19 protein-coding genes and 1 pseudogene are annotated in these 25,348 nt (G+C 70.8%); 8 read left to right on the top strand and 12 right to left on the bottom strand.

Annotated elements, in window-relative coordinates; all coding sequences use genetic code 11:
- Positions 1-272, top strand: a 272-nt coding sequence (locus tag IPK71_36935; protein MBK8219344.1) for a hypothetical protein, incomplete at its 5' end; no start/stop codon positions are given.
- 73 nt (positions 273-345) lie between these two features.
- Here the strand turns inward: IPK71_36935 and IPK71_36930 are convergent.
- Both IPK71_36930 and IPK71_36925 read right to left on the bottom strand, forming a co-directional pair.
- Entirely contained in the window at positions 346-2,541 is a 2,196-nt protein-coding gene (locus IPK71_36930) for a beta-propeller domain-containing protein (GenBank protein MBK8219343.1), read from the bottom strand.
- A gap of 90 nt (positions 2,542-2,631) precedes the next feature.
- On the bottom strand, positions 2,632-3,885 hold the full coding sequence (locus IPK71_36925; GenBank protein ID MBK8219342.1) for a helix-turn-helix transcriptional regulator: 1,254 nt from the start codon (positions 3,883-3,885) through the stop codon (positions 2,632-2,634).
- A 321-nt stretch (positions 3,886-4,206) separates the two neighbouring features.
- On the opposite strand from IPK71_36925, the gene IPK71_36920 reads away from it, so the two are divergent.
- Positions 4,207-5,928, top strand: a complete 1,722-nt coding sequence (locus IPK71_36920) for a hypothetical protein (GenBank protein MBK8219341.1) — start codon at positions 4,207-4,209, stop codon at positions 5,926-5,928.
- Between the two features lie 71 nt (positions 5,929-5,999).
- Positions 6,000-6,842 carry a trypsin-like serine protease gene (locus IPK71_36915; GenBank protein MBK8219340.1) on the top strand — a complete coding sequence of 281 codons (843 nt, stop codon included), beginning with the start codon at positions 6,000-6,002 and terminating at the stop codon, positions 6,840-6,842.
- A gap of 48 nt (positions 6,843-6,890) precedes the next feature.
- On the opposite strand, the pseudogene IPK71_36910 reads toward IPK71_36915, so the two are convergent.
- From IPK71_36910 to IPK71_36900, 3 genes and pseudogenes are all read right to left on the bottom strand, one after another.
- Positions 6,891-8,012: pseudogene (locus IPK71_36910) on the bottom strand (beta-lactamase family protein).
- A gap of 171 nt (positions 8,013-8,183) precedes the next feature.
- Positions 8,184-9,251: a kelch repeat-containing protein gene (locus IPK71_36905; GenBank protein ID MBK8219339.1), complete on the bottom strand. Its 1,068-nt coding sequence runs from the start codon at positions 9,249-9,251 to the stop codon at positions 8,184-8,186.
- 119 nt (positions 9,252-9,370) lie between these two features.
- Positions 9,371-9,748, bottom strand: coding sequence for a hypothetical protein (locus tag IPK71_36900; protein ID MBK8219338.1), 378 nt, complete (start codon positions 9,746-9,748; stop codon positions 9,371-9,373).
- Here IPK71_36900 and IPK71_36895 point away from each other — a divergent pair.
- Together IPK71_36895 and IPK71_36890 are read left to right on the top strand one after the other, a co-directional pair.
- Positions 9,723-10,595 carry a hypothetical protein gene (locus tag IPK71_36895; GenBank protein MBK8219337.1) on the top strand — a complete coding sequence of 291 codons (873 nt, stop codon included), beginning with the start codon at positions 9,723-9,725 and terminating at the stop codon, positions 10,593-10,595. The two genes, IPK71_36900 and IPK71_36895, sit on opposite strands and share 26 nt — an antisense overlap.
- A gap of 15 nt (positions 10,596-10,610) precedes the next feature.
- Positions 10,611-11,534 (top strand): DUF1028 domain-containing protein, encoded by a 924-nt coding sequence (locus tag IPK71_36890; GenBank protein MBK8219336.1) that lies wholly within the window; start codon positions 10,611-10,613, stop codon positions 11,532-11,534.
- Between the two features lie 538 nt (positions 11,535-12,072).
- Here IPK71_36890 and IPK71_36885 read toward each other — a convergent pair.
- The 3 genes from IPK71_36885 to IPK71_36875 form a co-directional block, all read right to left on the bottom strand.
- Positions 12,073-12,978, bottom strand: coding sequence for a DUF4241 domain-containing protein (locus IPK71_36885; protein ID MBK8219335.1), 906 nt, complete (start codon positions 12,976-12,978; stop codon positions 12,073-12,075).
- Between the two features lie 251 nt (positions 12,979-13,229).
- Positions 13,230-14,219, bottom strand: a complete 990-nt coding sequence (cydB, locus tag IPK71_36880) for a cytochrome d ubiquinol oxidase subunit II (GenBank protein MBK8219334.1) — start codon at positions 14,217-14,219, stop codon at positions 13,230-13,232.
- 26 nt (positions 14,220-14,245) lie between these two features.
- On the bottom strand, positions 14,246-15,691 hold the full coding sequence (locus tag IPK71_36875; GenBank protein MBK8219333.1) for a cytochrome ubiquinol oxidase subunit I: 1,446 nt from the start codon (positions 15,689-15,691) through the stop codon (positions 14,246-14,248).
- Positions 15,692-15,909: 218 nt separating this feature from the next.
- Between IPK71_36875 and IPK71_36870 the strand changes: the two genes are divergently transcribed.
- Both IPK71_36870 and IPK71_36865 read left to right on the top strand, forming a co-directional pair.
- Positions 15,910-16,503 carry an SRPBCC family protein gene (locus IPK71_36870; protein ID MBK8219332.1) on the top strand — a complete coding sequence of 198 codons (594 nt, stop codon included), beginning with the start codon at positions 15,910-15,912 and terminating at the stop codon, positions 16,501-16,503.
- Between the two features lie 210 nt (positions 16,504-16,713).
- On the top strand, positions 16,714-17,652 hold the full coding sequence (locus IPK71_36865; GenBank protein MBK8219331.1) for a general secretion pathway protein GspC: 939 nt from the start codon (positions 16,714-16,716) through the stop codon (positions 17,650-17,652).
- A 10-nt stretch (positions 17,653-17,662) separates the two neighbouring features.
- Here IPK71_36865 and IPK71_36860 read toward each other — a convergent pair whose 3' ends face one another.
- A complete protein-coding gene (locus tag IPK71_36860) occupies positions 17,663-19,423 on the bottom strand; it encodes a protein kinase (protein ID MBK8219330.1) in 1,761 nt (586 codons plus the stop codon).
- Positions 19,424-19,622: 199 nt separating this feature from the next.
- Here IPK71_36860 and IPK71_36855 point away from each other — a divergent pair, with 199 nt between their 5' ends.
- Positions 19,623-21,086, top strand: coding sequence for a C1 family peptidase (locus IPK71_36855; protein ID MBK8219329.1), 1,464 nt, complete (start codon positions 19,623-19,625; stop codon positions 21,084-21,086).
- Between the two features lie 55 nt (positions 21,087-21,141).
- On the opposite strand, the gene IPK71_36850 is transcribed toward IPK71_36855, so the two are convergent.
- The 3 genes from IPK71_36850 to IPK71_36840 all read right to left on the bottom strand — a co-directional run bounded on the left by IPK71_36850 (position 21,142) and on the right by IPK71_36840 (position 25,063).
- Positions 21,142-22,239 carry a polysaccharide deacetylase family protein gene (locus IPK71_36850; protein MBK8219328.1) on the bottom strand — a complete coding sequence of 366 codons (1,098 nt, stop codon included), beginning with the start codon at positions 22,237-22,239 and terminating at the stop codon, positions 21,142-21,144.
- A gap of 69 nt (positions 22,240-22,308) precedes the next feature.
- Positions 22,309-23,349 (bottom strand): hypothetical protein, encoded by a 1,041-nt coding sequence (locus tag IPK71_36845; protein MBK8219327.1) that lies wholly within the window; start codon positions 23,347-23,349, stop codon positions 22,309-22,311.
- A 346-nt stretch (positions 23,350-23,695) separates the two neighbouring features.
- The gene (locus IPK71_36840) at positions 23,696-25,063 is read right to left on the bottom strand and encodes a hypothetical protein (GenBank protein ID MBK8219326.1); all 1,368 of its coding nucleotides are present in this window, start codon (positions 25,061-25,063) and stop codon (positions 23,696-23,698) included.
- Positions 25,064-25,348 lie beyond the last annotated feature (285 nt).

Below are 25,348 nucleotides of genomic sequence, written 5' to 3'. Positions count from 1 at the left end.
TCGACCTGCTCTTCAAGGAGGCGGACCGCATCAACGCGCGCCTCTGGGACGAGCACACCGCCGCCTTCCCGCTGCTCTCGCTCGTGCCCGCGAAGAACCTCGAGGTCGGTCTCGACATCACGGCCGACACGAAGTCCTCGTTCTTCCAGAACCGCGAGCGCTTCCAGAAGTCGGGCTTCACGAGCGTCCAGGCCTCGGCGAAGGGCGCGGAGTCGAGCGTCATCTCGGCCGGCATGTTCGATTTGTCCAAGGTGATTACGGGCGGCAAGTAGCCGTAACCATTCCGAAATGAAGCGTGGGTGAGCCCTCGGGCCCACCCACGTTTTTCGTTTCTAGGGGTGAGGGTTACGGCAGGAGGTGGAGGTCGGCCACGTCTTTGCCGAGCGCGCCCATGCGCTGCACCTTCAGGCGATCGGTCGCCATCGAGTAGACGAGGTCGTCCACGAAGACGCTGCGCTTCACGTCGGTCGTGCTCCGGCTCCACCACTGGCCGCAGTGCGCGCGCCCCTTGTCGTGGGCCACGCCGCCGAGGAAATCGAAGCCCTTGTCGTAGCTCACACGAAACAGGGCGAGCCCCGCGAACGACACCGAGGACCCGGCGACCCCGTCCCCACCGCCCGCGCACTCGGTGAGCGGGATGGCGAGGAGCCCCTTCTCGGGCAGGTAGTTGAACGCGTGGTGATCGCTCGTGGCGGCCGACGACGAGCCGCGGGCCCCGAGCTTCTTCCGGTGGAGGAGCTTCGGCTCGGTGGGGTTCGTCACGTCGAAGAGCTGGAGGAGCACCCCGTCGAAGTAGGCGAAGTCGCCGTGGTCGTTCGCGTCGAAGCCGATCGAGAGGAGGTGTGTCTTGTCGAGGCGGTGGATGTAGGTCGAAAATCCGGGGATCTTGAGCTCTCCGAGCACCTTGGGCTGCTTCGCGTCGGCGAGGTCGATGACGAAGAGCGGGTCGGTCTTCTTGAAGGTGACGAGGTAGGCGCGGTCGTCGTCGTACCGGATGGCGCGGAGGTCCTCGCCCTTCGCGAGGTGGAGCAGCGCGCCCACGCGCGAGAGGTTCCCGTCGGGGCCTTGGCGGAGCACGTCGACCTGGCTCTCGACGTTGGGATCGGGCGTCTTGCCGCGGCTCGTGGCGATGCGGAGATCGCCCGCGCGCTCGTCCATGGCGAACGTGTTCAAGACGTGCCCTTGGGTGACGCCGCTCCCGAGGTAGCGTGTGTCGGAGGGCGCGGACCCGAGCCGAAACTTGTGGATTTCGGTCACCTCGTCGGTCGACGCCTGGTCCGCGTACCACATGAGGCTGCGGTTCTTGCGGCGGTGGGTGGCCACGTAGAGGGCGTCGTTCGAGGCGTAGACGGTGCCCGGGCGGCTGCGGATGGTCGACGTGGTGGCCTTCGCGGTCGCGTCGTTCATGTCGAACGAGACCACGGTGGTGAAGGTGTGCGACTTGTCGAAGCGGCTCTCGAGGAGCCCCATGCACAGGTCCTTCGTCGCGCCTTGATCGGTGATCGTCGGGAGCTGGGTGGAGGCCCGGATGGAGCGCTCGTTCTTGGCGCGGAGGGCGAAGAACTTCTTTTGGAGCACGTCCTCGCGGGTGCCGCACATCTCGACGTCCTCGGGCCACGTGGTGACGTCTTCCATGGCCGAGTCGCCGTCGGCGACGACCGCGTGCACCGTCGAGCCGATGCGGCGCGCCGTCATGAGCGAGCCGGTGAGGCCGATCGTGCGGACCTTGCGCGGCGCCGCGCGGTCCTTGAGGTCGTAGGTGAGGATGGTCGTGGAGGTGCCGTCCCCCGCGATCTCGCAGTCGTACCCGTAGGTGCAGCGCTCGGCCCGCTCGCCGTTCGACACGAACACGACGAGCCGGTCTCCCTCGACGACCATGTCGTTCGCGTGGCCTTGCACGCGCGTCGTCGAGACGGGCTTCGCCGTGAGGGCCTCGACGATGCGGAGCGCGCCGTTCGCGACCATGTACACGTAGCGACCATCGGTCTTGACGATGTCGGGCTCGTCGACGCCCGCGACCTGCACGTTCGTCTTCGAGGTGATCTGGGCCGTGCCTACGCCCGTGCCCGAGCCGTGGCCGATGGTGCCGATGCTGCCGAGGCCGATGCCCTCTCCTCGGCCCCCGCCGCCCTCCCCGATCCCCATGAGCCCGAGCCCGCAATTTCCCGTGCGGAGGCAGCGCTCGCGCTCGAGGCGCTCGGCCTCGCGGCGGCGGTCCTCGGCCCAGCACTCGGGCTGCATGTCGTGCCATTCCTTGTACCGTGCATCCATCTCGGCGCGCATGGCGGCGATGCGGCTCTTCACGACGTCGGCGTGCTGGGCGCAGCTCGAGGCTTGGAGGCGCGCGCTCGTCATGGGCAGCGCGGGCGCTTGAGTCGCGGCCGCAGCGACGGGGGGCTTCGCGTTCGTCGAAGGGGCCGAGGGCGGGGTCGCGGGCGCCGAGGCCATCGGCGCTGTGCTGGCCGGAGGGCTCGAGGGGCCCCCGGGGGGCGCGCACGCGAAGACGGCGAGGGGGGCGAGGGCAAGCCAGCGGCGGTTCATGCCGGGCTCCGACAGCCGGTCGCGCACGAGGTTCCGATCCGGGCGAAATACCGCTCGCGCGGAAATGATCCGCCCTCGCTGTGCGGGCCGCTACGGCCCGAGGATCTTCGCGCGGAGCTCGCCGCGGCTGTGCACGGACAGCTTGGTGAACACGCGCCGAAGTTGGTTCGCGACGGTGCGCGCGGAGGTGCCCCGGCTCTCCGCGATGGCCGCGTCGCTCTTGCCCTCGACGACCCCGCGGACGACCTCGCGCTCGGCCTCGGTGAGCTCGGCGGTCGCATCGCTGCGAACGTTCGTGCTCGCGACCAGCACCTCCAGCTCCGCACGGCCGGCCCGGATACGTGTCGCGGTCGTCGCTCCCACGAAGAGGGGCGAGAGCTCGCTCGGTCGGGTGAGGCCGAGCTTCTGCAACGCCGAGGCGAGCGCCCGCTGCGTGGCGGTCTTGCCGATGCCGAGGGCGTACCCGGCTTCCTTCAGGCTCGCGCCGTGGGCGACGAGGTCGGCGACGCGACGCTCCGTCTTCCCGAGGCCGCGCGGGTCTCCCGTGCCCACGAAGGGCGGGTTTCGATAGAGGACGACGTACCGACGGGCTCCCGCGTCCCACCGGTGCACCGCGGAGTAGCGGCCGGCGATGAGCGCCCCGAGGACCTCCAGCGCACGCGCAGGATCGGGCGCCGAACCAGAGCGTGCTTCCATCGTCGCGCGGAGCTCTTCGACGACCCTGTCTCGACGTCGAGCGTCGGCCGAGAGCCCTCCGCGTGCGTCGAGGAAGCGCCCCTCGGGGTCCAGTACCGCCTCGGGCTCGGCGCCGCGCGACACACGCCGCCGCAGGCGAAGCGCGGTCGCGAGGTGTTGCGCGACGCGGCCCCAGGTGGCCCGCGCGCGGGGCGTCGTGACGACCTGGTCACGAGAGGGGACCACGATCTTCACGGCGGTCGTCGCTCCGCCGCGCCCATAGAGGACGAGCGCGTCACGCACTCCCGCGCCCTCCATGCCGGCGCGGTAGAGGCTCGCCGCCTCGAGGCGCTTCGGCCAGGCTTCGTCGAGCCCGCCGACGACGACGGCGCGTGGCGCGAAGGCGTCCAAGATGGGGCAGGGGAGCCTCGGGTGGAGCGCTCGCGCGTGAGCGAGGCAAAGGTCTTCGAGCTCGTGCGCGACGAGCGGTGGCGTCGGCACGAGCGTCCCGTCGACGATGCGGCCCGTGGCTCCGTACAGGCCGAGGCCACGCCCGAGGTCGTCCGAGGCGATCCGGAGAATCCTCGCGAGCCAGGCGTCGTCGGTGCCGTCGAGCGAGTACGCGGCTTCGACGACCGCGAGCACGTTTTGCGTGCGAAGCTCGGACATCGAACGAAGACGGTAGCAGGAAATCCGGCAGTCGCGACGCCGACACGAACACGTGTCCAAAGTGACCATGACTCCGCGTCGTGCGCTCTTGCCGAGCCCGCCGTCGCGCTTCTTAGGCAGGTCTTAGCCGGGGCTGCTGCAGCGACCGGGCCCGAGACCGTGGCCCTTCGGTTCGCCTGAATAGGCCCCGCACGGGCGCGTCCAAGCCCCGCTATGCGCCCACTCCTCGCGTCCGCGCTCTTCTCTTCCGTCCTGTTCCCCGCCATCGCCGCTGCCGCGCCTCCGACGGCAGTCCGTATTGGAGGTGTCGAGTACGCTGCGGTGAGCAGGTCCTCCATCGACCTCGAGTGCAGCGCGTGCAGCCCCTCGCGATACTCCATCGGCAAGGCCTACTCCGACGGGACGCTCGCGGGGACGCGAACCCTCGCACGCGATCTCGGGCCTGGGCTGAGCCCGCGAGGGATCGACGCGTCGAACCTGTATTTTGCGGACTCTTCGGGCGCCCTTGTGAGCCTCGACATCTCGACGCCGCAGAAGGCCGAGAGCTCGCCGCTCGTCGCCGCGGCTCCTCATCCCTTTGCCTCGGCGATCTCCTTCGCGTCGTCGGAGCCGTTCTCGCTCTTTGCTGGAGTGAGCGGGGGAATGATGGAGGTCTTCCGGAAGGAGCCCCTCGCCGCACCCGTGCTCCTGTTCTCTGCCCGGACGACGGAGGCGCCCTTCTTCGGGAGATTCCTTCGTTTGAGCTCGACGGCGGCTTCACCGCGGTGGCTCGTCTGGAGCAGCCGCTCGCTCTACGCGACGGACGGCACCGCGGCCGGCACGCGACAGCTCGCGGACGGGCCCATCGAGTGCGACGAAGTCGTTCTGCCGGGCGAACGCGACGTCATCGCGTGCCGGACGAACGGGATGTACCTCGTCGACGGGGCCACCCGGACGCTGGTCGGCGCCGGGCTGTACGTCTCGGACGGACTTACGCTCACGAAGGTGTCGGACGCTCCTGCCGCCGGCGTCTTGGGGGTCGACCGCCGCGGTGGTGCCTACGTCTACGGATCGGCGGTGGGCTTCGATCTCCGCTATTCCGCGCCGAACGGGACGGTGAGCGTGCTCGCCTCCGCCGCGCCGGATGTCAGCCGTGGGATCGTGAGGGACGGCCGACTGTTCTTCGTGCGAGGCGGGAACGAGCCGTGGGTCTCCGACGGGACGGCCATCGGCACGAAGCGCGACCCCGCGCTCGGCGTGACACGGCTCACGGGCCCCTTGGGCTACGAGATCGTCGGATTCTCGGGAGGGAAGCGGATATGGCTCGTATCGAACGCGACCTCCACCGACGTCGTCGCGAGCGATGACGCGGGGGCGAGCGTCGTAGGGCAGCTCGCGACGCGGGCTTTCGGCGTGGTTCGCCGTACGGGAGGGGGATTCGCGTGGACGGGAACGAAGCTGTACGGGCTCAGCGAACGTGCGCCGGAGCTCGTCGTCGACACCGTCGAGGTGCCCACGAGGCGGCTCGAGCTCATCGACGACACGTGGAGCTCCGCCGCGGTCTTCAGCTTGCCGAACGGAGCCGTCCTCGTGTCCGACGGAACGGCCGCGGGGAGCGCCGTAGTCTCTCCCCCGGGCTACTCGGACTGGGCGAACGGCGACTCGTCGCGGGCCTCGTTCTGGAGGATGGGGAGCCACGTCTATTTCACCGCGTACAAGATACCCGCCGCGCCCGGCGAAGAGGGCACCTTCGCCATCCCGCTGCCCCTCGTGCCTCGCGACGGCGTCGGCCCTGGTCGGCCCGGCGATGCTGGCGTCGACGCGGCCGCTCCGGGGAGCCGTGACGGAGGTCCTGAGGGCGCTGACGCTGGCTCCGACGGTGGCCCCGAGAGCAGCGCGCCGCCGCCGGCCGGAGAGGAGCCATCGGAGACCTCTTCGGGGTGCTCCGCCGCGACGTCGACGCCAGGCGGCCTGGCCTCGACCGTCGTCGTCGCGATGGCCGTGCTCGGCGGTCTACGGCGACGCCGCTCGACCCGTGAAGGCCGAGGACGACGCGACGCGTAGCCTCGCGGCATCGAAATCACGTGCCACAATTGACCATGGCACGACCGGCGACCGTGCCCCACAGTCCGCCCATGTTCTACGGACGCCCTCGCCTCGCCCTCACGACCCTCGCCGTCGCGACCCTCACGACCCTCGCCGCCGCGTGCACGGCCGAGACCGAGCCAGTCCAAGAAGAGGCGGCCTCCGAGGACGAGCTCGTGGGCGGGAAGCCCGAGTCGCGCTTCCGCGCCGCGGGGCACCTCGTGCACGGCGCGACGGCTGCCGACGCCGCGAAGGCGAAGGTCTCCTGCGGGGCGACGCTCGTGGCCCCGAACGTGGTCGTGACGGCCGCCCATTGTGTGCAAGCTGCAAAGAACGACGTGTGGGCCTTCGGCACGGGAGATCTCGGGTCGAGCGAGCTCGTGAAGGTCGTCTCGGTCGACGTGCATCCCGAGTTCCACGAGGCGCCGACCACGTCGTTCGACGTGAAATACTTCCTCAAGAACTTCGACGTCGCGACGCTCGTGCTCGATCGCCCGGTGACCTCCGTGACGCCGGCCGCGCTCCCCAGCGAGAAGGCTGCGGTCGGGTGCGACTACACGCTCGTCGGTCACAGGGCGTCGGCTAGTGCGCGTGGGCGCCGCGTCAGCGCGAAGGGCTGCGTGCTCTTCCGGGTGAACCTCGGCGGGGATCCGATCTTCGAGATGCACCCCGTGGGCGCCACGGCCCTCTGCCACGGCGACGGCGACGAGGGCAGCCCGGCGCTCTCCGGCTCTCCCGAGGCCCCGGTGCTGCACGGCATCTACGTCGGGAGCGTCACCCAGGGCATCACCGACTGCCGCAAAGGGACGCAGTACTTGAACGGCTACGAGGCCATGCTCGGCTTCCGCGCGTTCGTCGAGGCGGGGATCGCGAAGGGGCGCGCGCGACTCTGACGGGGTAGCGCACTTCGGGAAGAGCACCTTGGCCGCGGCGAAGAGGGCCGTTCGAGGGTTCTTCCCGTCTTGGTTCACGAGGCTCGTGAGCGTCGTCTTTCGCTCGGTGAACGTGACGGACTCGGTGTGGTAGCCCTCGATGTCGCCGCCGTGCCCGAGGCCCGCGCCGTGGCCCCCGGTCGCGTACGAATCGAGCACGAAGACGCCGAGCCCGTAGCCCCGGTGCCCGTCGCCGGTGGGCACGGGCGACAACGTGAGCGTCTCGCGAGCCTCCCTCGGCAAGAACGCGCCCCCGAAGAGCGCCTGGTGAAACCTCGCGACGTCCCCCACGCTCGCGACCATGGCTCCCGCCGCCCACGGGTTCGAAGGATCCTCGGCGTTCGTCTGGTCTTTTCCACGTGCGTCGACGCCGGGCACGAGGGGCTCGGGGAGCGCCTCCTCGCCGTCGAGGAAGGTGCGCCGGAGGCCCAGGGGCTCGAGCACCCGTGCGCGGATCGCCTTCGCCAGCGACGTGCCGGAGGCCCGCTCGACGATCATCCCGAGCAGCGTGTAGTTCGTGTTCGAGTACGAGAAGACCTCGCCGGGCTTCGATGCGATGGGCTCGCGGAGGGCGCGCTCCACGATCTCCTTCGGGGTGCGCTTCTGCTTCTTCAGCCGAGAAAACTCGGGGTCCTGCGTGAAGTTGAAGATCCCGCTCGTGTGCGCGAGGAGGTGCCGCACCGTTACGTTCGCGAGCGCGGGAAACTCGGGGAGGTGCTTCGTCACCGGGTCCTCGAGGGCGAGCTTGCCCTCGGTGACGAGCGCGAGCACCGTGGCGGCCACGTGGGTCTTCGTCACGCTCCCCACGCGGTAGAGCGCCTCCGGCGCGGGAGGCTCGCCCTCCGATGCAACATACACGGACGTACCGCACGCCTCGTTGGTCACGGCGAGGGCCGCGACGGGGCTCGTGCGTGTGCTCGCCACGAGGGCGGCGAGGGCCTCGTCTTGGGAAGCGCACGCGGGGCTACGCGTCGGGCCCGCGTCGGCCGCTGGCGGCTCGGGCTGCGGCGGAGGAGAGGTCGCGCCGCCCTCGGCGGGCTCGCTGCACGCGGTCGCGAGCGCCAGCGCCACGAGCGAGGCGAAGAGGGGCAGATCCGCGGGGGAGCGGGGCACGATCTTGGGGGTTCGCATGCGCCCATGTCGCGCGAGGGGCCCACGAAATTTCACGCCCGCGTCGAATTCCCGATCAGAGTCCGACGAGGATCCTACCCAAGGCGCTCGCGGCAGCTGCTCGCGCTCAGAGTCCGACGACGAGTCGTCGTCCTCTTGCCTACCCAAGGCGCTCGCAGCAGCTGCTCGAGGTTAGAGTCCGACGAGGGCCTCGACGGTCGCGACGGCGCCGAACGCGCGAACGGGCGCCCCTCCGGGGACGAGGAACGTGCCGTCGACCGAGCCGGCTCCGGTGCCGTGCTTCGGCGAGCGCATGGGCGGGAGCGTCGTCCACGTGTCGGTGTGCGGATCGTAGGCCTCGGTCGCGTCGAAGACGCCGGAGTCGTTCGTGTGGCCCTCGCCTCCGGCTACGACGATGCGGTCGCGTACGACGGCCGCGGCCATGCCGGCGCGGCTCGTGGGCATGGGGCGCGCGAGGGACCAGGTGCGCGCGACGGGATCGTAGACGTCGACCCGCGTGACGTGCGCCGAGAGCGAGCCCGAGCGCCCGCCGATCACGTAGAGCTTGCCTCCGAGCGCCGCGCCGACGCCGTGGTCCCTCGCCGCGGGCACGTCGGCGAGCGCCTCCCACGTGTCGGTCGTGGTGTCGTACGCGGAGAACGTGGCGACGGCCGCGCCCGCGCGGAACCCTCCCGCGACGTACACCTTCGCCCCGATGGCCCCCACGACGGCGGCGCCCCGCTCGGTGCCCGCGGGCATGGGCGCGCGCCGCGTCCACGTGCGCGCCGCGGGATCGTAGGCGAGCACGACGCCCGTCTCGACGAACGCCGCGTCGCGCAGCGCGCCTACGACGAAGATCGTCCCCCCGACGACCGCGGCGTTCATGTGGTGGAGCCGCTCGGGCAGGTCCGTCGCGCGGCTCCACGTGTCGGTGTGCGTCTCGTACACGTCGACGCGCGCGGTGACCGCGCCGGCCCCGTCGAACCCTCCGAGCACGTACACCTTGCCGTCGAGCGTGACGACCGCGGTCTCTTGGCGAGGCTCGTCGAGCGCGCGGCGCGTCTCCCAGCGCGGCCCCGGGCTCGGCGGGGGAGACGGCGCGTCAGGGCTCGCCGCGTCGCTCGTCGGCGGCGTCGACGGCGTGGGCGTGATCCCGCCGTCGCCGAGCGGTGGGGCCTCGGTGCTCGATCCGCACGAGGCGAGCGCGATCGCGGCGATGCAGGCGCTGGCTCGAGCGAACGAGGGGAGGGGGGCGCGCATGGAAGGAGGGTAGCAGGCCGCGGACGGAGACCCCTCGGGCCCGTTCGCCCATCGCGTCCCCTCGCGTTCGGACGGGATCTCGCGAATTTTTCATTCTTTCCAGGTACGTACGAGGCCCCTCACTTTTTCTGACGGAAGCCCCGCGCTCGCTCCAAGCCGTCCGCGAACCCTTCTTGGAGGTCACGGATGCGTACGACGAGCTTCTCTTGCTTCGCTTTCTTTTCGGCCACCCTCGCCCTGGGTGGCGTCGCGTCCGCCCTCGGGGGGTGCGGTGGGGAGATCGCTTCGGATACGCCTCCTCCCGGCGCGTCCTCCACCGCACCCTCGCCCGGCCCGACCGGGGCGCCGACGACGCCGCCCACGACGCCCACGGGCTCGCCGAGCGCGCCTCCTCCCGCCCCCTTGCCGAGCCCTGGGCCTGCGCCCGCGTCGTGCCCCACGCAGGTCACGCCGATCGCGGGGGCTTCGGGTGTGACGTCCTCGATCGCGCTCGGCAACCTGACGTTCCACCTGGAAATGCAGCGCGGTGCGCCGACGAACGTGCTCGCGGGCCTCTGGTCGGGTGCGAGCCACGCGGTCGCGCAGCGGGCCGCGGCGGAGCAGAGCGCCAATCAGGTCGAGGTGCTGTCGGCCGACACGTGGGCCACGACCGACCAAGTGACCGACTCGGAGAAGCGTACGGTGGTGGCCTACCGAGGCATGACCCGGCTCGGCTCGTTCGGCGTGCGCAACACGAGCCTCGAGCGCGCGACGTTCCGCGAGGGCATGTCGCCCGATGGCATGACCGTGGTCTTCGGGTACGGAAAGCTGTCTTTCCGTGCGCCCGTGACGGCCGGCGACGGGTGGGAGAAGGGCGCCGTGCCGCTCTGCGCCGGGTGCGAGCTGCTCGACGCGAAGGCGGGCGAGGTGCTCGTGTCGCACCAAATCGAGCCGGGGCTCGTCATGCTCGAGCGGCGCGCGTACACCGACCTCGCCTCGCCGCTCGTCGCGGTCGCCGACCCGTCGAACGGGCGCCCCATCGCCGCGATCACCGCGAACCGGATCTTCTTCGACGCGCCGTACGACGACCTCGCGCCCATCGTGCTCGACCGCGCGACGCTCACCCCCGTGCCGTTCACGTGGGAGGCCTACGAGGACATCCGCGCCGTGCACGAGCGCCCCGACGGGACCTTCGACGTCTTCTCGGTGTACTCCGGCGAGATCGCGAGCGCCAAACACGTCTCGGCTACGGGGGCCATCCTCGCGAGCGGCGACGGTCACGCCGCCTACGGTCACGTCTCGGCGGGCGCATGCGGCTTCTGGATCGACGGCCGCCTCTACCCGTACGCAGAGGCCCGAAAGTAGGCCACACTGCCACGGATGATGGCCCGAGGGCGGCGAGCGCTCGCGCGCACGGTAGGCGGCTCGGTCGTCGTGCTCACGCTGCTCTCGGCCGCGTCAAAACACGCACACGCCACGTACTCCGTCACCCTCGCCGATCGCACGACGGGGGTCGTCGCGGTCGGCGTGGCGTCGTGTGTGCCGCTCGACGTCGTGCAGAAAGTCGCGGGCCTCGCGCGAGGGAAGGGCGCGTTCGTCACGCAGTCGTATTTGTACGCGCCCGCGCACGACGAGGCCGCGCGTGGGATGACGCTCGGGGAAGCCCCCGCCGTGATCCTGCCGAGGCTCCTCGACCCGAAGTTCGACGCGGACGCCGAGCTCCGCCAGTACGCGCTCGTCAGCCTCGCCGGAGAGTCCGCGGCCCACACAGGCGCGCGCACCCTCGACTTCGCAGGCCACCGCACGCACGTCGAGGAGGGTGTCGTCGTGACGTTTCAGGGCAACGTGCTCGCGGGCGAAGCGACGCTCGAGGCGATGCGCTCCGCGTTCGTCACGGCCGACGGGGCTGCGCTCGACCGCCTCGTCGCGGCGCTCGTCGCGCCCTCGAAGCACGCACCGGTCCTCGGGGACGCGCGCTGCACGGCGCGAGGGCGCTCGGCCGAGGCCGCGACCCTCGACGTGCTCGCGGCCGATCCTCGCGACGACCTTCACGTCGCCGTCGAAGGGGGCGAGACCGACGAGCCGCTCCGCGCGGTCTCCGAGAAGTATGCCGCGTACCGCCGCGCACGTGCCGCCGACGCCGCGGCCCCTCTCGACGCCTCGCCTTCGCCCCCCGAGGGCGCCGAGCTACGCGAAGAGAGCACGGGGTGCACGAGCGCGGCCGGTCCCAAGCTCGCCCTCCCGTTCGCCATGACCCTGCTCGCTGGCATTCTGGCGCGTCGCTGGCGATGTAGGTCGGCGTAGGTCCCCCACGCAGTCTCTGGGCCGAGGTCATCTGGCAGGCCGCAGGGGAAATCTGGCAACCCGCAGGCGTCACCTGGCAACCCGCAGGCGTCACCTGGCAACCCGCAGGCGTCACCTGGCAACCCGCAGCGGGCTCCTGGCAGGGTGCAAGTCTGTCCTGTCAACCCGCAACGGGCTCCTGGCAGGGTGCAGGTCTGTCCTGGCAACCCGCAGCGGGTTCCTGGCAGGGTGCAGGTCCGTCCTGGCAACCCGCAGCGGGCTCCTGGCAGGGTGCAACTCCGTCCTGGCAGCCTACAGAGGTCATCTGGCAGGCCGCAGGGCTCACCCGGCAGGGTGCAAACCCCCGCTGAAGGGACTCCGGGGCCCGCCGGTGACCGACCGGCGGCCCGTCTCCGCCTCCACGAGGAAGTCGGCCCGCGGTGTTCGCGACGACCAGGTGCGACGAGCCTGGTGCGGGACGAACGACCCCAACGTGGCGACGTGCCGTGCGAGCTGCGCGTCGGGACGGAGCTCGCAGTAGGCTACGTTCGGTGGCGGATCACGTGGCCCGGCGCGTGGCGGAGGGGGGGGTGCGCCGTCGAGCCCGGACCGGCGAAGGGGCCACCCAACGCGCGTCGTCGACGATGCCGAAGTCGACGAAGGCGCACACCACCTTGCCCTGCGCGTCGAGCCCGAAGTGGCACGGGTACGCCCCATCCCCGAAGCCGCTCGAGAAGGCGATCGTGCCCTTCGGCCCGGTGCCCTCGGGGAGCGTGGCCCACGCGAACGACGGAGGCCTCCCCTTCGTGAGGAGCTGCGCCGTGAGCGCGTCGACCTCCGCGACGTCGGCACGAGCCGCGCCCCGACCACCCACGAACGCCGCCGTGCCCGCGTCCACCCCGAAGCTCGACGTGGACCCTCGTCCTAGCTTCGCAGGCACGAAGCGCTCGATCTTCCTCCGCGCGAAGCGCACCCACGCCGCGGCGCAGCGGAGGTCCTCCTTCCACTTCGTGCGCGAACGCGTGATCGGAAAGCCGACGATCGCGGCCTCGACGGGGAACACGCCTCGCGGGACGGCCGCGACGAACGCGCGTCGAGGCGGGCCGAGCGGATCGCACGCGACGAGCTTCCCGTCCCCCACGTCGAGGCGCCCGAGCCGTCGCACCTCGATCGTCAAATCGCCGAGGCGCTCCCCCGACCTCATGAGCCTTCGCAGATCGCGAGGAGGCGGAGGAGGGGGCTCGGGCGCCGTGTATTTCGCACGCACGTCGACGAAGCCGCGACGCACCTGGACCCGCACGCGCTGCGCGAGCTCCTCGCGCGCGGCCGCGACGCTGACACACTGCACGACCTCTTGGTGCGGCTCGTACCCGATCACGATCGACCTGCCGCGGCGCTCCACCTTGAAGAGCCGGTGGGACCGAGGGTGGCTCATTTGCACGAAGTCCGCCGCGTCGTCGCTCATGGTCCGAGTGTGCCACGCCTGCGGCCCGAGGGCGGTGGGAAGCGCTACCGGGAAGACCCGGGAACCGATCCGGGACCGAGACCAGATTCGACCGCCGAGACCGACCCGGACCAGATCCGACCGCGGATGTCCTCCTTCATTTCGTGCGCGAACGCGTGATCGGAGAGCCGACGATCGCGGCCTCGACGGCGAACACGCCTCGACGGGGAACACGCGACGAACGCGCGTCGCGGCGGGCCCGCCGGACGACCTCAGTAGCTGAAGGTGTCGAGCTTCGTCTTTCCGCGGAAGACCCAGTAGACGATGAACGTGTAGGTCGCGATGAAGGGCAGGCCCATGAAGGCGATGACGCGCATGAGGCGGAGCGTGTCGTCCGAGGAGGCGGCCTTCGCGACCGTGAGCGAGCGCTCCGGGTGCCACGGATCGAAGACGAGGTTCGGGAAGATGGCCATCGCGAGCAGGAACGCGAGCGCCGCGACGAGCGCCCCCGTCGACACGAATGCCCAGCCGGGCTTCCCGTGGTGGAGGGCGCGCGGCACGTTCGCCACAGCGAGCACGTTGAGCCCCACGATGACCCACGCGACCGGGTACGCGCGGAAATTCACGAGCACGTGCGGGATCGTCACGAGCGTCGCGACCGTGACCGTGACGTAGAGCGCGAGGAACACGAAGAACGCGCGCCACGCCCACCCGCGCACGCGCTCGAGCAGCTCTCCCTCGGTCTTCAGCGCGAGGTACACCGCGCCGTGCATGGCCGAAGCCGCCACAGCGAGGAGCCCGACGAGCAAGGGGTAGGGCGTGAGCAAATCCGCGAGCACACCGGCGTACTCGCCCTCTTCGTCGAGCGGGACGCCACGCACGACGTGCCCCGCCATGACGCCCATCACGAAGACCGCGAGCGTGCTCGAGAGGAAGAACGAGACGTCCCAATACGTGCGCCATGCACGTCCCTTGCGCTTGCTGCGAAACTCGATCGAAATGGCCCGCCCGATGAGGCTCGCGAGGAGCGCCATCACGGGCAAATAGAAGCCGGAGAGGGCCGTGGCGTACGCCCTCGGGAAGGCCGCGAAGAGCGCGCCGCCGAAGGTCACGAGCCAGACCTCGTTTCCGTCCCAGAGCGGGCCGATCGAGTTCAAGAGCACGCGCCGCTCGCGATCGCCCCGCGCGAAGAGGTGCAGCACGCCGACGCCGAGATCGAAGCCGTCGAGCACGGCGTACCCGGTGAGCAGGATGCCCAGCATCACGAACCAGAAGACGTGGAGCCCGCTCACGTGGCCTCCTTCGACGCGCGCTCGGCGGGTGCCGTGAGAGACTCGGGCGAGGCCGGGTCCGCGAGCGCCGCGGCCGCCGCGAGGAGCCCCTCGCCGCCCGCGTCGGGGTCGTCTTCGGGCTTCGGGGCGTAGCCGGGGCCGTGCAGGATTTTGTCCGTGAGCACGACGAGCCACACCGCGAAGAGCGCGAGGTAGAGCACCGAGAAGACGGCGATCGAAATAGCGATCTGCTCCGTGTGCACGACCTTGGAGGCCGCGTCCTTCGTGCGGAGGAGCCCGTAGACGACCCACGGCTGGCGCCCCACCTCGGCCGCGACCCAGCCCGCTTGGTTCGCCACGTACGGCATGACGACGGCGGGCACGAGGGCGCGGAGGAGCCACCGCTTCTCGAAGAGGGTGCCTCGGGCGCGGAAGAAGAGCGCGAGCGCCGACAGGCCGGTCATGGCGCCCGCGAGAGTGATCATGACGTGGTACGCCGTGAAGGGGACGGGCACCGGCGGGCGATCCTCGGGGGGCACGGAGTCGAGCGCAGGCAGCGGCGCGTTCGGGTCGCCTTTGACGAGCACGCTGAGCATGCCGGGGATGCCCACGCCGTAGCGCACGCGCCCCGCGTCCACGTCGGGGACGCCGAAGAGGTAGAGCGGCACACCCTCGTTCGAGGTGCGAAAATGGCCCTCGAACGCGGCGAGCTTCGCGGGCTGGTGCTCGGCCACCACGTTCGCCTGCTCGTGGCCCGACAGGCCCATGGCCACGTTCGACGCGAAGGCGAACGCGAGCGCGAGGGTGAGGGCGCGCTTGCTCGCCTCGGCCTCGATGCCGCGGAGCACGTGGTACGCCGAGACGCTCGCGACGAAGAAGCCGCCGAGGATGAACGCCCCGAGCAAGACGTGCGCGAGGCGCGGCATGGCCGACGGGTTGTGCACCATCGCCCAGAAGTCCACGATCTCGGCCCGCCGCGCGGCGCCCTCGCCGACGATGTGGTGCCCCGCGGGGGTCTGCTGCCACGAGTTCGCGATCACGATCCACACCGACGAGAACACGGAGCCCGTGAAGACCATGCACGTCGCGAAGAAGTGCATGCGCGGAGAGACCCTGTCCCACCCGAAGACGAGCACCGCCAAGAAGCCCGACTCGAGGAAGAACGCGAAGATGCCCTCGGCCGCGAGCGCCGAGCCGAACACGTCCCCCACGAAGCGGGAGTATGTCGCCCAGTTCGTGCCGAACTGCATCTCCATGACGATGCCCGAGGCCACGCCGACCGCGAAGTTGACGGCGAAGATGCGGCTCCAGAACCGAACGAGCTTGGACCACGTCGGGTCCTTCGTGCGGAGGTAAAGGCCCTCCATCACCACCATGAGCGCCCCGAGCCCGATGGAGAGCGGCGGGAACAGGTAGTGGAACATGATGGTGAGCGCGAACTGCGCCCTCGCGAGGCCAAGCATGGCGGGAGCGTAGAGGCGCGGCCCTTCAGCGAACACCCGTCATCTCCCAAGTGCTCGAAATGTATCAAGAATCGCCTCTCGTGAGGAGCCGCCGCGCGCCCCCCCGCAGCACGAGACTGCGGGATCGGCCGGACGGCGTGGCTCCGGTTTCGTCTCGCTCGAGTCCCACGGCGGCTCGGCGGGGGCCCGGACGCGCCGTTCGAGCTAGAGCGGGTCGTATGACGTCGTTCGTTCGTCGCGCCCTCGTGGTCTCCTCCCTCCTCGTCGCCGCGGCGTTCGTGCCCGGCTCGGCCACGGCCGACGCCCCGCTCCCGCCCATCGGGCAGCCGCAGGTGATGGTCTACTCGGTGCCCAACAGCACCACGCCGAAGATCGTCGTGCGCGCGCACCTGCCCGAGCCGCCGCGCAAGGTGTGGGCCATCGTGTCCGACTGCTCGAAGTACGCGAGCCGCATGCCGCGCGTGGCAAAGTCCCGCCTCGTGTCGAAGGTCGGCAACAAACATACGTGCGAGGTCACGCTCTCGTTGCCGTTCCCGCTCTCGAACCTCACCGCCGTCACCGAGGCCGTGCACCAGGAGAGCGAGCGCAAGATGTCTCGCCGGTGGAAGCTCGTGAGCGGCGACTACTCGGTGAACGACGGGAGCTGGGAGGTCGAGGCCGCCGACCCCGAGGGCAAGACGAGCCTCGTCACGTACTCGGTGCACGCCGAGCCGAACACGGCGGTCCCCGATTTCCTTCGCGCCCAGGCCCAGAAGAAGGCGCTGCCGGAGCTCATTGCCCGCGTGGGAGCCGAGGCCGCGAAGCTCCCGTGAGCGGGGCGAAAGGCCCACTCGGTTTCGTTCGTTTCGAGTCCGCGCGCAAAGCGACGACCCTTCAGGGACCCGCCGTCCTGCCTCACTGACAGGCTGTCACCGGGGGCTCGGCCCGCGGCCCACGTCTTCGCCAAAGTGGCGAGGATCCTCGCTTTGCGCGGCCAGAGGGCCTCGTTCGCGCGTGGCACGGGTTCCGCAAGGCCGAGCGTCATGCTCGCCTCTCACGCGGTTCGACGGCGTTTTGGTGGTCTCTGGCTCGGCCCGCTCGCGGCGCTCGCCTTCGTCTCGGCGAAGACGGTGACAGCGTTTGCCGGCGCGCTATTCCTCACTCCCGATGCCGCTCGACTGGCCGAGGCGCCCTCGGGTGCCGCGCCCCTGCCATCGGCCCCCGCCGCCCCCCACACCACGGCGGCCGCTGCCATCTTGGCGCGGAACCCGTTCGACCACGAGACGGGCCCGCTCGACGCCCAGGACCCCGCCGACGGCGAGCCCGTCGCCCTCGACCTGGATCCGATGCACGCACCGCGGTGCGAAGGTGTGACCGTCCGTGTGATCACCGCATCCTCCGAGCCGGACTGGTCCCTCACGGTGCTGTCGTCGTCCGAAACGCCGAGAAATCGGCTCTTGCGCCGCGGTGGAGCGATCGGCCGAAAGACGGTGCACTTCGTCGGGTGGGACCGCGTTTGGCTCCGCGAGGGCGCCGCGCTCTGCCAAGTGGGCTTGCACGATGGGGGCGGCGAGGCGCCGAAGCCACCCGCGACCTCCTCGGCACCCGCGCCCGGCGCTGCGGGGATCGATCCGGTCCTCCGCAAGGGCATCGTGCGCGTGAGCGCCACCGAGCACGCGATCGATCGCGGCGTCGTCGAGAAGATCCTCGAGAACCCGGCGGAGCTGCTGCGCGCGCGTGTCGTACCCGAGCAAGAAGGCGGAAGAGTCGTGGGTCTTCGGCTCTTCGGCGTCCGCCCCGACTCGCTGCTCGCCCTCCTCGGCGTCGAGAACGGTGACCGGCTCGGCGCGATCAACGGGTTCGAGCTCACGACCCCCGAGAAGATCTTCGAGGCGTACGCGCGCCTCCGAACGGCCGACAAGCTCACCCTCTCGGTGAACCGCCGCGGTCAGCCGATGACCCTCGACTACGCCATTCGGTGAGGCCGGCGGGTCATTTCTTCTTCTTCTTCGGGTTCGGGTGCCCGACCGGTGTTTTGGCGGTGTGCGCCGAAGCCGAGGCATCGGGAGCGGCCGACGCGGTGGGCGGAGGTTCGGGGGCGACGATCGCGATCGCCTCGCTCTCGCTCTCGGCAGGGGTGGCGGAAGGCGCCGCGGCGCTCGCGATCGGGGGCGTCGCAGAGCTCTTGCTCCCGCTCGCGACGTAGCTCGCCGCGCCGATCCCGAGCGACAGCGCCAAGGCCACCACTACGAACGGCGTGATGCGCCTCGTTCGGCCTGGCCGCGAGATCTTGAACGTCGGTGCGTCGTGCCGCGGCTTCGTGACGCGCGCCGGCGGGGGAGCCGCGGCCGCCGGGGACTCGGCCGGGGCGAGCGAGGGTGGCGGAGGGGGCGGTGGAGGCACCGAGGGCGCCGGCGGGGGAAGCGGCACCGTCTTGGGCCGACTCGGCGCGGCGGGCGTCGGCGTTGGCGCGTGCGCGTTGCTCGCGACGGCTCCTCGGGGCCGCGCGTCCGTCGGTGGCGCAGACGCAGGTACCACGACGTCGATCGAGCGGACGTTCGTGAGCTCTTCGTCCGTGAGCTCTTCGTTCTCGGAGCCGGGCAGCGGCCCCACGCGCGGCTCGTCGAACCTCCCGTTCGATCGACCGGAGGACGCCGGAGGCGCGAACCCTCGTGCCGGGGAGGGCAGCACGTGGGCCGGCGGCGTCGCCTCGCGGGTGTTCTCTTCGCTGCGCCGGAGGGCCTCGGGCGAGGGCGCGCGCAGCGGGGACTTGAGGAGCGCGGTGGGCGCGACGTCCTCTTCGTCTTCGCCGTAGAAGCTCGGCGCGGGGAGCGCTTCGGTCTTCGTCGTGCCGAGCCGGAGCCTCACCACGCGCGCCACCCCGCGCCGCGTGATCTTCTCGCCGAGCGTCGCGATCGCCGTCTCGATCGCCGTGCCCATCTCGCGCGCCGTGGGGTAACGCTCGTCGGGGAGGCGTCGGAGCGCGCGCTCGACGATCGCCTTCACGCACGGGGGTAGGCGAGGGTGGTCGGGGATCGTGGGCTCGGCCGACAGGAGCTGCACGAGGGTCGCCACGTCGTGCTCGCCGGCGAAGGGCGTCGTGCCCGTGGTGACCTCGAGCAACGTGACCCCGAGCGACCAGACGTCGGCGCGGCGGTCGAGCCGGCTCCCGCGCGCGTGCTCGGGCGACATGTACCGAACCTTCCCGCGGAGCACGCCGTCGGTGGTCTCGGTGGCGATGCGCCCCTTGGCCTTCGCGATGCCGAAGTCGATCACCTTCACGCGCCCCTCGATGCTCACGAGCAGGTTGTGCGGCGACACGTCGCGGTGAACGACGTCGAGCGGCGCGCCGTCGTCGGTGCGGGCCTCGTGCACGGCGTGTAGCCCGTCGCACGCCTCCATGCAGATGCGCAGGATCACCGAGAGCGGGAGCTCCTCGGGGCGCATGGCGAGCGCCCTCAGCGTGAGGCCCTCCACCCACTCCATCGCGAGGTAGGGCACCCCTCGCTCTTCGCCGGCCTCGTAGAGCTCGACGAGGTTCGGGTGGCGCACGGCGCGCGCGATGCGCGCCTCCTCCACGAAGAGCTGCGAGAGCTTCTCGGAGCTCTTGGTCGCGATCACGGTCTTCAGCGCCACGAGCCGGCCGTTCGCCTCGGGGTCGCGCGCCGCCCACACCGCGCCCATGCCGCCTCGCGCGACCTCTCGCTCGAGCCGGAAGCGACCGACGGTGGCGCCTGGGCGAAGCTCCGCCATCCTCGGGATGGTACATGGCCTCCGCCGCGCGCGGGGGGATGTCGGCGCCCTCGCGTGGGAGAGGCGCACACATCCGGCGACCACGAGCCCGAGGACCAGGACGAGCCTCGGCCCCGGCACGGGGGCCCTGAGAAACGCCTCGATGTGCCGACATGCCGCGCGCCGGAGCTGCCGCCACGCGCGCCGTGCATGTACCCTCATGATCACCGTGCGTGTGCTCGTCCTCCTACCGTTGCTCGTCTCCCTCGCCGCGTGCTCGCGCTCGTCGCGCCCCGAGGCCGCGGCGATCGACGCGGGGCCGGCCGATCTCCTCGCCACCGACACGTCTCCCGCGAAGGCTCCTCCGGCGCTCCGCGCGAGGCCATCGGCGCCGCCGCTCCCCGACCTCCCGACGCTCGAGAAGCAGGACCCGAAGGCCCCCACCAAGGGCTCGCCGGCGCTCTCGGGGCTCTCGGCGTGGAGCGGCGACGAGGTCGTGTCGCTCATCAAGCTCGGAAAGGGAGGCTCGCTCTTCGGACGGAGCGCCGCGCGCGGGGCCGAGCCGCTCGTGCGCTTCCGCGAGCTCCACGTCGACGCGTCGCGCTTGCCGAAGGTCGTCGACCACAGGGCCTCGAAAGACGAAGGCCCGGTGCGAAACCAGCGATCGACCCCGGCGTGCAGCGCGTTCGCGTTGGCCACCGCGATCGATCACGCCGTGGGGCGCTGGACGGGCACCCCCGGGAACGTCTCGGTCATGGAGATTTGGGCGCGCTACCACGAGCCGTACACCGCCAAGGCCGTGACGGGGAACCTCGGCGAAGGCGTGGGCCCCGAGGCCGGCTGGCCCTTCGACGAGCGGCTCGCGAACACGTGGGTCCCGTGCGAGGACGCGCCCAAGGCCGCGAAGGGGCAGTGCGGGCTCCGCCCCGATCCGGCCCGCGTGGCCAAGACGCGCGGGCAAGAGGTCGCCTCGATCACGAGCGCGACCACCCTCGACGATCTCGACACGGACGACATCAAAGAGCAGCTCGCCGCGGGCAAGGACGTGATCGTCGCGCTCGAGGTGCCGCGCACGCTCGCGCCCACGGGCAAGGTCGGGGCGCGCTACCTGCCCCACTGGAAGGACGCCGACGAGGTCGGTGGGCACGCCGTCGTGCTCGCGGGGTACGCGACGCTCGGGGTCGCCACCTACTTCCTCGTGCACAACTCCTGGGGCACCTCCTGGGGGGACGGCGGCTACGCGTACATCCACGAAAAGACGCTGAAATCGAGCCTCCGCGAGGCGCTCGTCGTCGACGCCGAGCCCGTCCAGCGCGACAAGAAGAAGCAGAAGGTCGATCGCGCCACGGCCACCTGCCAAGGCACCCTCGTGCCCGACACGACGCGCACGTCGTGCTCGGCGCCGTGCCCCGACGGCGGGCCTCGCCACGGGGGCGTGTGCGGACAGACCGCGGGCTGCCCCGAGGGCATGGTGAACCTCACGGGCGAGTGCGTGCTCGCCGCGCCCACCACGCGAGGGGCCGAAGGGTCCGGGCTCTCGTGGAGGTGCGGCGCGAGCGGCTGTACCTACGAGGTGCCTCGCACGATCGCGGCCGACTGCAGCGGCAACGTGTGCCGCACGTCGTGCCCTGCGCCCTCGTACCGGCTCGCGAAGCTCGGCGACGATCTCGTGTGTGTGCTCTGACCGCTCGAGGTCGTCAGCCCCTACCGACCCAAGGCGTGGGAGATAGCCGCGTGTGTCAGATCCCGATGGTCGTGGACTCGGCCGGCTTGGGGCTCTGGGGCTCCTCGCGAGGCTCGGTCGGCTTGCGCGGGGCGCGGGCGCCCGGGTGCTTCGCGCGGAAGGCGTCACGCCGCGCGTTCTCGAGCGCCTCGCGGTTCGCGTAGGGGCGGGGCGAGGCCTCGGTGAGGGCGAAATAGGTAGGAAGATCCACGATTTGGTAGCCCACGCGCTCGGGCGCCTCGGGCCGCCAGCGCTTCTGGTGGAGGAAGGTGAGCACCTTCTTCAGCGTGGGCAGCGTGGTGGGGCGAATGTCGTGGAGGAGCACGATGCCGCCGCCGTTGTACTCGATCTGGTTCCGGAGGCTCCGCGCCATCGCCTCGGGATCGTCGTGGGTCATGTCGCCCGCCTCGATGCTCCACAGCACGAGCTCCATGCCGCGCGCGCGCACGATCTCGCGGGTGTAGGCGTCGACCTCGCCGTACGGGGGGCGAAAGAGGGTGGGCTTCTTCCCGAGGGTGCGCTCGATGAGGCGCGAGGTCTCGTCGATCTGCTCGTTCACCTCGGCGCGCGTGATGGTCGGCAAGAGCCGATGGTCGAGGGTGTGATTTCCGACGAGGTGGCCGCCCTCGGCGATGTCGCGCAAGACCTGCCGCGTGCGCTCGTCGCGGCGCGCGTTGCCGTCGAGGTACTGGCCCACGACGAAGAACGTGGCGTGCACCTTCCGCTGCGCGAGCACCCGCAAGATGGCCGGCGTCGTCTCGAGGAACGGGCCATCGTCGAACGTGAAGGTCACGTAGCGCCGGCCGTCGCCCGGCGTAGGCTCGGGCCCCTCGGCGACGAGCCACGCCTTCGCCGCGCTCCTCTCGGGGTTCAGGCGGGGGAACGCCGTCGGTGTCTTCACGTTGGCGAGATCGACGGGCTCGGGCTTCGGCGAAGGCGACGTGTCCGGGGCCGGCGTTTTCGCCGGTTCGGAGAAGAGCCGGGGCAGCTCGAGGCGCGCGTTCGTGCCCACGCCGAGCGCGCTCCCGAGGGCCGCGCACGCGACGAAGAGCACCGGCAGCGCGAACCGCGACGCCTTGCGCTTCTCCGGGAGCGATGCCCTTCGATCTGCCATCCCCGGATCGTAAGAAGCCGCGCGACGCGGGGCCAAGTTCGTGCGCGCGCGTGGCGGGTGCGCGTTCGTTCAGCGATAAATGCCGGGGACCACGGTGCGCTCGGCCCACCCGAGGCTCGGCTCGATCGCGCGCTCGCGGCCGATGCGCGTCGCGAAGGCGTCGCGCACGACGAGCTCGGCCAGCTTGCCCCGCGGCGAGAAGCCCCACTCGGCCTCCTGCGAGACGTCGTCGGGATCGGCGTAGGTGCGCCACACGAAGAAGCCGAGGAACGAGGGCTCGTCGAGCAGGGGCGCGAGCAGGCCGTGGTACGCGAGCGCCTGAGCTCGCTGGTCGACCACCACGTTCTTCATGGCGTCGGGCCACTCCCACGGGCGGAGCGCCGGATCGGGCCGCGTCGTGTAGCCGATCTCGGTGAACATGACGGGCTTCTTCCAGGTCGCGGCGAGCTTGGCCACGCGGTCGCGCACGCGGCCCCCGCCCTCACGGAGCTCGGCGATCGTGGCGTTCTCGCGCTCGGCGAGCGGGTAGAACGCGTTGATGCCGATGACGTCCACGTCGCCGAGGATCACGGTGTCGTCGACGTCGTCCCAGTTGGCGGAGTAGGTGAGGGGGCCCTTGTAGATCGCACGTATGTCGCGGATGACCTTGGCGAAGCTCGGGGCCCGCCCGCTCGTGACCCACGACCTCAGCTCGACGCCGCACGAGAGGAGATCCACGTGCGCCTCTTCGGCCACCTTGGCCCAGGCCGTGACGAAGCGGCCGTAGCTCTCGGTCCAGGCCTTCCAGCCTTCGTCGGTCTTCGGGTCGATGAGCGCGCGCCACTCGCCCGACTCGACCCACAGGTGGGGGACGAGCATGACGCGGAGGCCGCGGGCGTGGGCCGCGCGCACCGACGCGAGCACGTTCTTGCGGTTCTCCTCGAAGGGCGCCTCGAAGCGCATGTCGACGCCGCGCCCCGAGAGGTCGTTCACGCGCCCGAAGGGGGTGAGCGCGACCCACGTGCCGCCCATGGCCGCGACCTCGTCGACCGAGCGGGAGAAGGCCTCGGAGCCGTAGCCCTTCCCGGGGTGGTACGCGTTCTCGATGGGGCCGATGGTGATGCCTCGCACCGAACGAGGCCCGAGCGACGCGGGCACGGTGACGAAGGGCGGGGGCGCGTCGGCGAGCGGCGCGGGCGCACCTTGTGGGACGACGGGGGCGCTCGCGTCGAGCAGGCGCTTGCCCGAGGCCTCGGAGGCCACGAGCACCGACGAGGCGAGGAGGAGCCCCACGCGTGGCCAGAAACGCCGCATGCGGGGCGTATAGCAAGCGGCACCGCCCGTGGGAACCGGACGCGACGGTCGGCCCGCGGCGAGCTGCGCGGCCATTTCGGCCAGGAGCAACGACGGAGATCGCGGTGCTAACCGCTCGCCGCACAAAGCGCGACGAGCGGAAGCAGGGCGGAGCGTCGCATGGTCAATTCGGAGGCGGGAGCGCGAAGGCGCCGAGGGAGTCGAGCCTGACGCGGTACACGTTGGTCCCGTGCTCGTCGCGGACCAGAGTGAAGACCTCGTCGCGGGTGAACGCGAGGGGGTGCCGGAAGATGACGGGGGAGCCGTTGTTTCCCGGCAGGAACCATGCCGCGCCATCCGATAGGCGCACGATCATGGCTCCAAGATCGCCGTTTGGCCTTTGCGAGAAGTGTCCAGCGTAGCCGTGGCCGACCCCGAAGCGCCCGCCGGCGATGACGCCCTGGCCGAGATCGGCGCGGAGCACACGCTTCTGGAGTTTGGAAGGATCGCGGGTGAACGGCGCGCTCAGAATCTTGACGGTGGTGTAGGTGCCGGTCGTTTTGCCTTCACCTTCGGCCCAGACCCAATCGATCCCGTCGGTGTTGAGGTCGGCAGCGGCGCGGCTGTGGTCCGCACCATCCCCGAGCAGGTGCTGGTCGCCGGCTTCTGGCGTCCATATGCGCTCGGTCGCCGAGGCTTGGTCTGCGGCGTAAAAGAAGAAGTCGTCCCTCACCTCGACGAAGCTGTAGCGGCCGTGGCCGGAGAGGGAGCGTTGCAGGGTGGGCGGGGTGTCCCACGAGTACACCTCGAGGGGCCCGGGCCCATTCATGATGAACCCGAGGTTTCCGGCGGCGAAGGTGTCGAGGAAAATGGATGTCGTTGGGGGCTTCTTGACGAGGAGCTTCGGCTTGAAGTCGCCAAGGTCACCTCCGATGGCCGCGGGCGGGTTGATGAGATCGTTGTCGCCTTTGCGCTCCGAGATCGCGAAGGTGTAGCGCTCGCCGCCTCCGGAGTGGCCCGACACCACGCACGAGCCGTCGAGAGACCCTCGGACAGCGACGAGGGATGGGCCGTCGATCTCGGACATCAAGTACACGGCGTTGCGGCCATGGTATTGAAGCGTAGCCAGTACGAGAGCACCGCCCGCGCGAGAGAACGCTACCGTGTCCGGAGCGATGAACTCGCGCCTACCCGAGAGCCCCTCCCACTTCTTCTTGATCCTACGGCAGGCGAGCTTGCGAGTGACGTCGGTGTCCTGGCAGGGCTCCCACTCGAAGGGCTCGGGGAGGTACTTGCGTTCGGAGGGGATGGAGAAATTGCACTTGGGGTCGTAGTCGTCCCAGCGGACCCAACCTTCGAGCTCCCCGGGGATGGGCGCGGCGTCTTTGGCGTCGGGCGCGGCGTCACGCGGGCGCGCGGCGTCGGGCACGGTGAGCTCGGGGCCCGCGTCGACCGCGGGCTGCGTGCCCCCTTCGCCCGAGCACCCGCTCGCAGCACGAAGCGCCACGAGCGAAGCGGCGAGCGCCACACCCGCAGGAAGCCATCGTCTCATTCGAACACATCTCTCCGAGAAGAAAGGTACCGCCGGTGGGCACGTTTCGCGAGCGATCGATGCCGACGATGCGACCGTCCGCGTCCTCACGGACGAAGCTGGTCTCACCGAAGGCGGAGATGGGCGGCATGTGCTGCGGGTGCTCGTGCATCAGCCTCCCCGTTCCGACGAGCTCGCCGTCGACCGGGCTCTCTTCGATGCGCATCGTGCGGCTGCTCGTCGCCGAGCTCGCCACGAGGAGCACCTTGCCCTCCTCTTTCCCTCGTATTGGTTGGAGACAGCGCC

It is taken from the genome of Myxococcales bacterium (assembly GCA_016712525.1).
GTDB lineage: Bacteria > Myxococcota_A > Polyangia > Polyangiales > Polyangiaceae > JAAFHV01.
The sequence above is the reverse complement of the archived record's forward strand: the minus strand, read 5'-3'. Positions and strand labels throughout refer to the sequence as shown.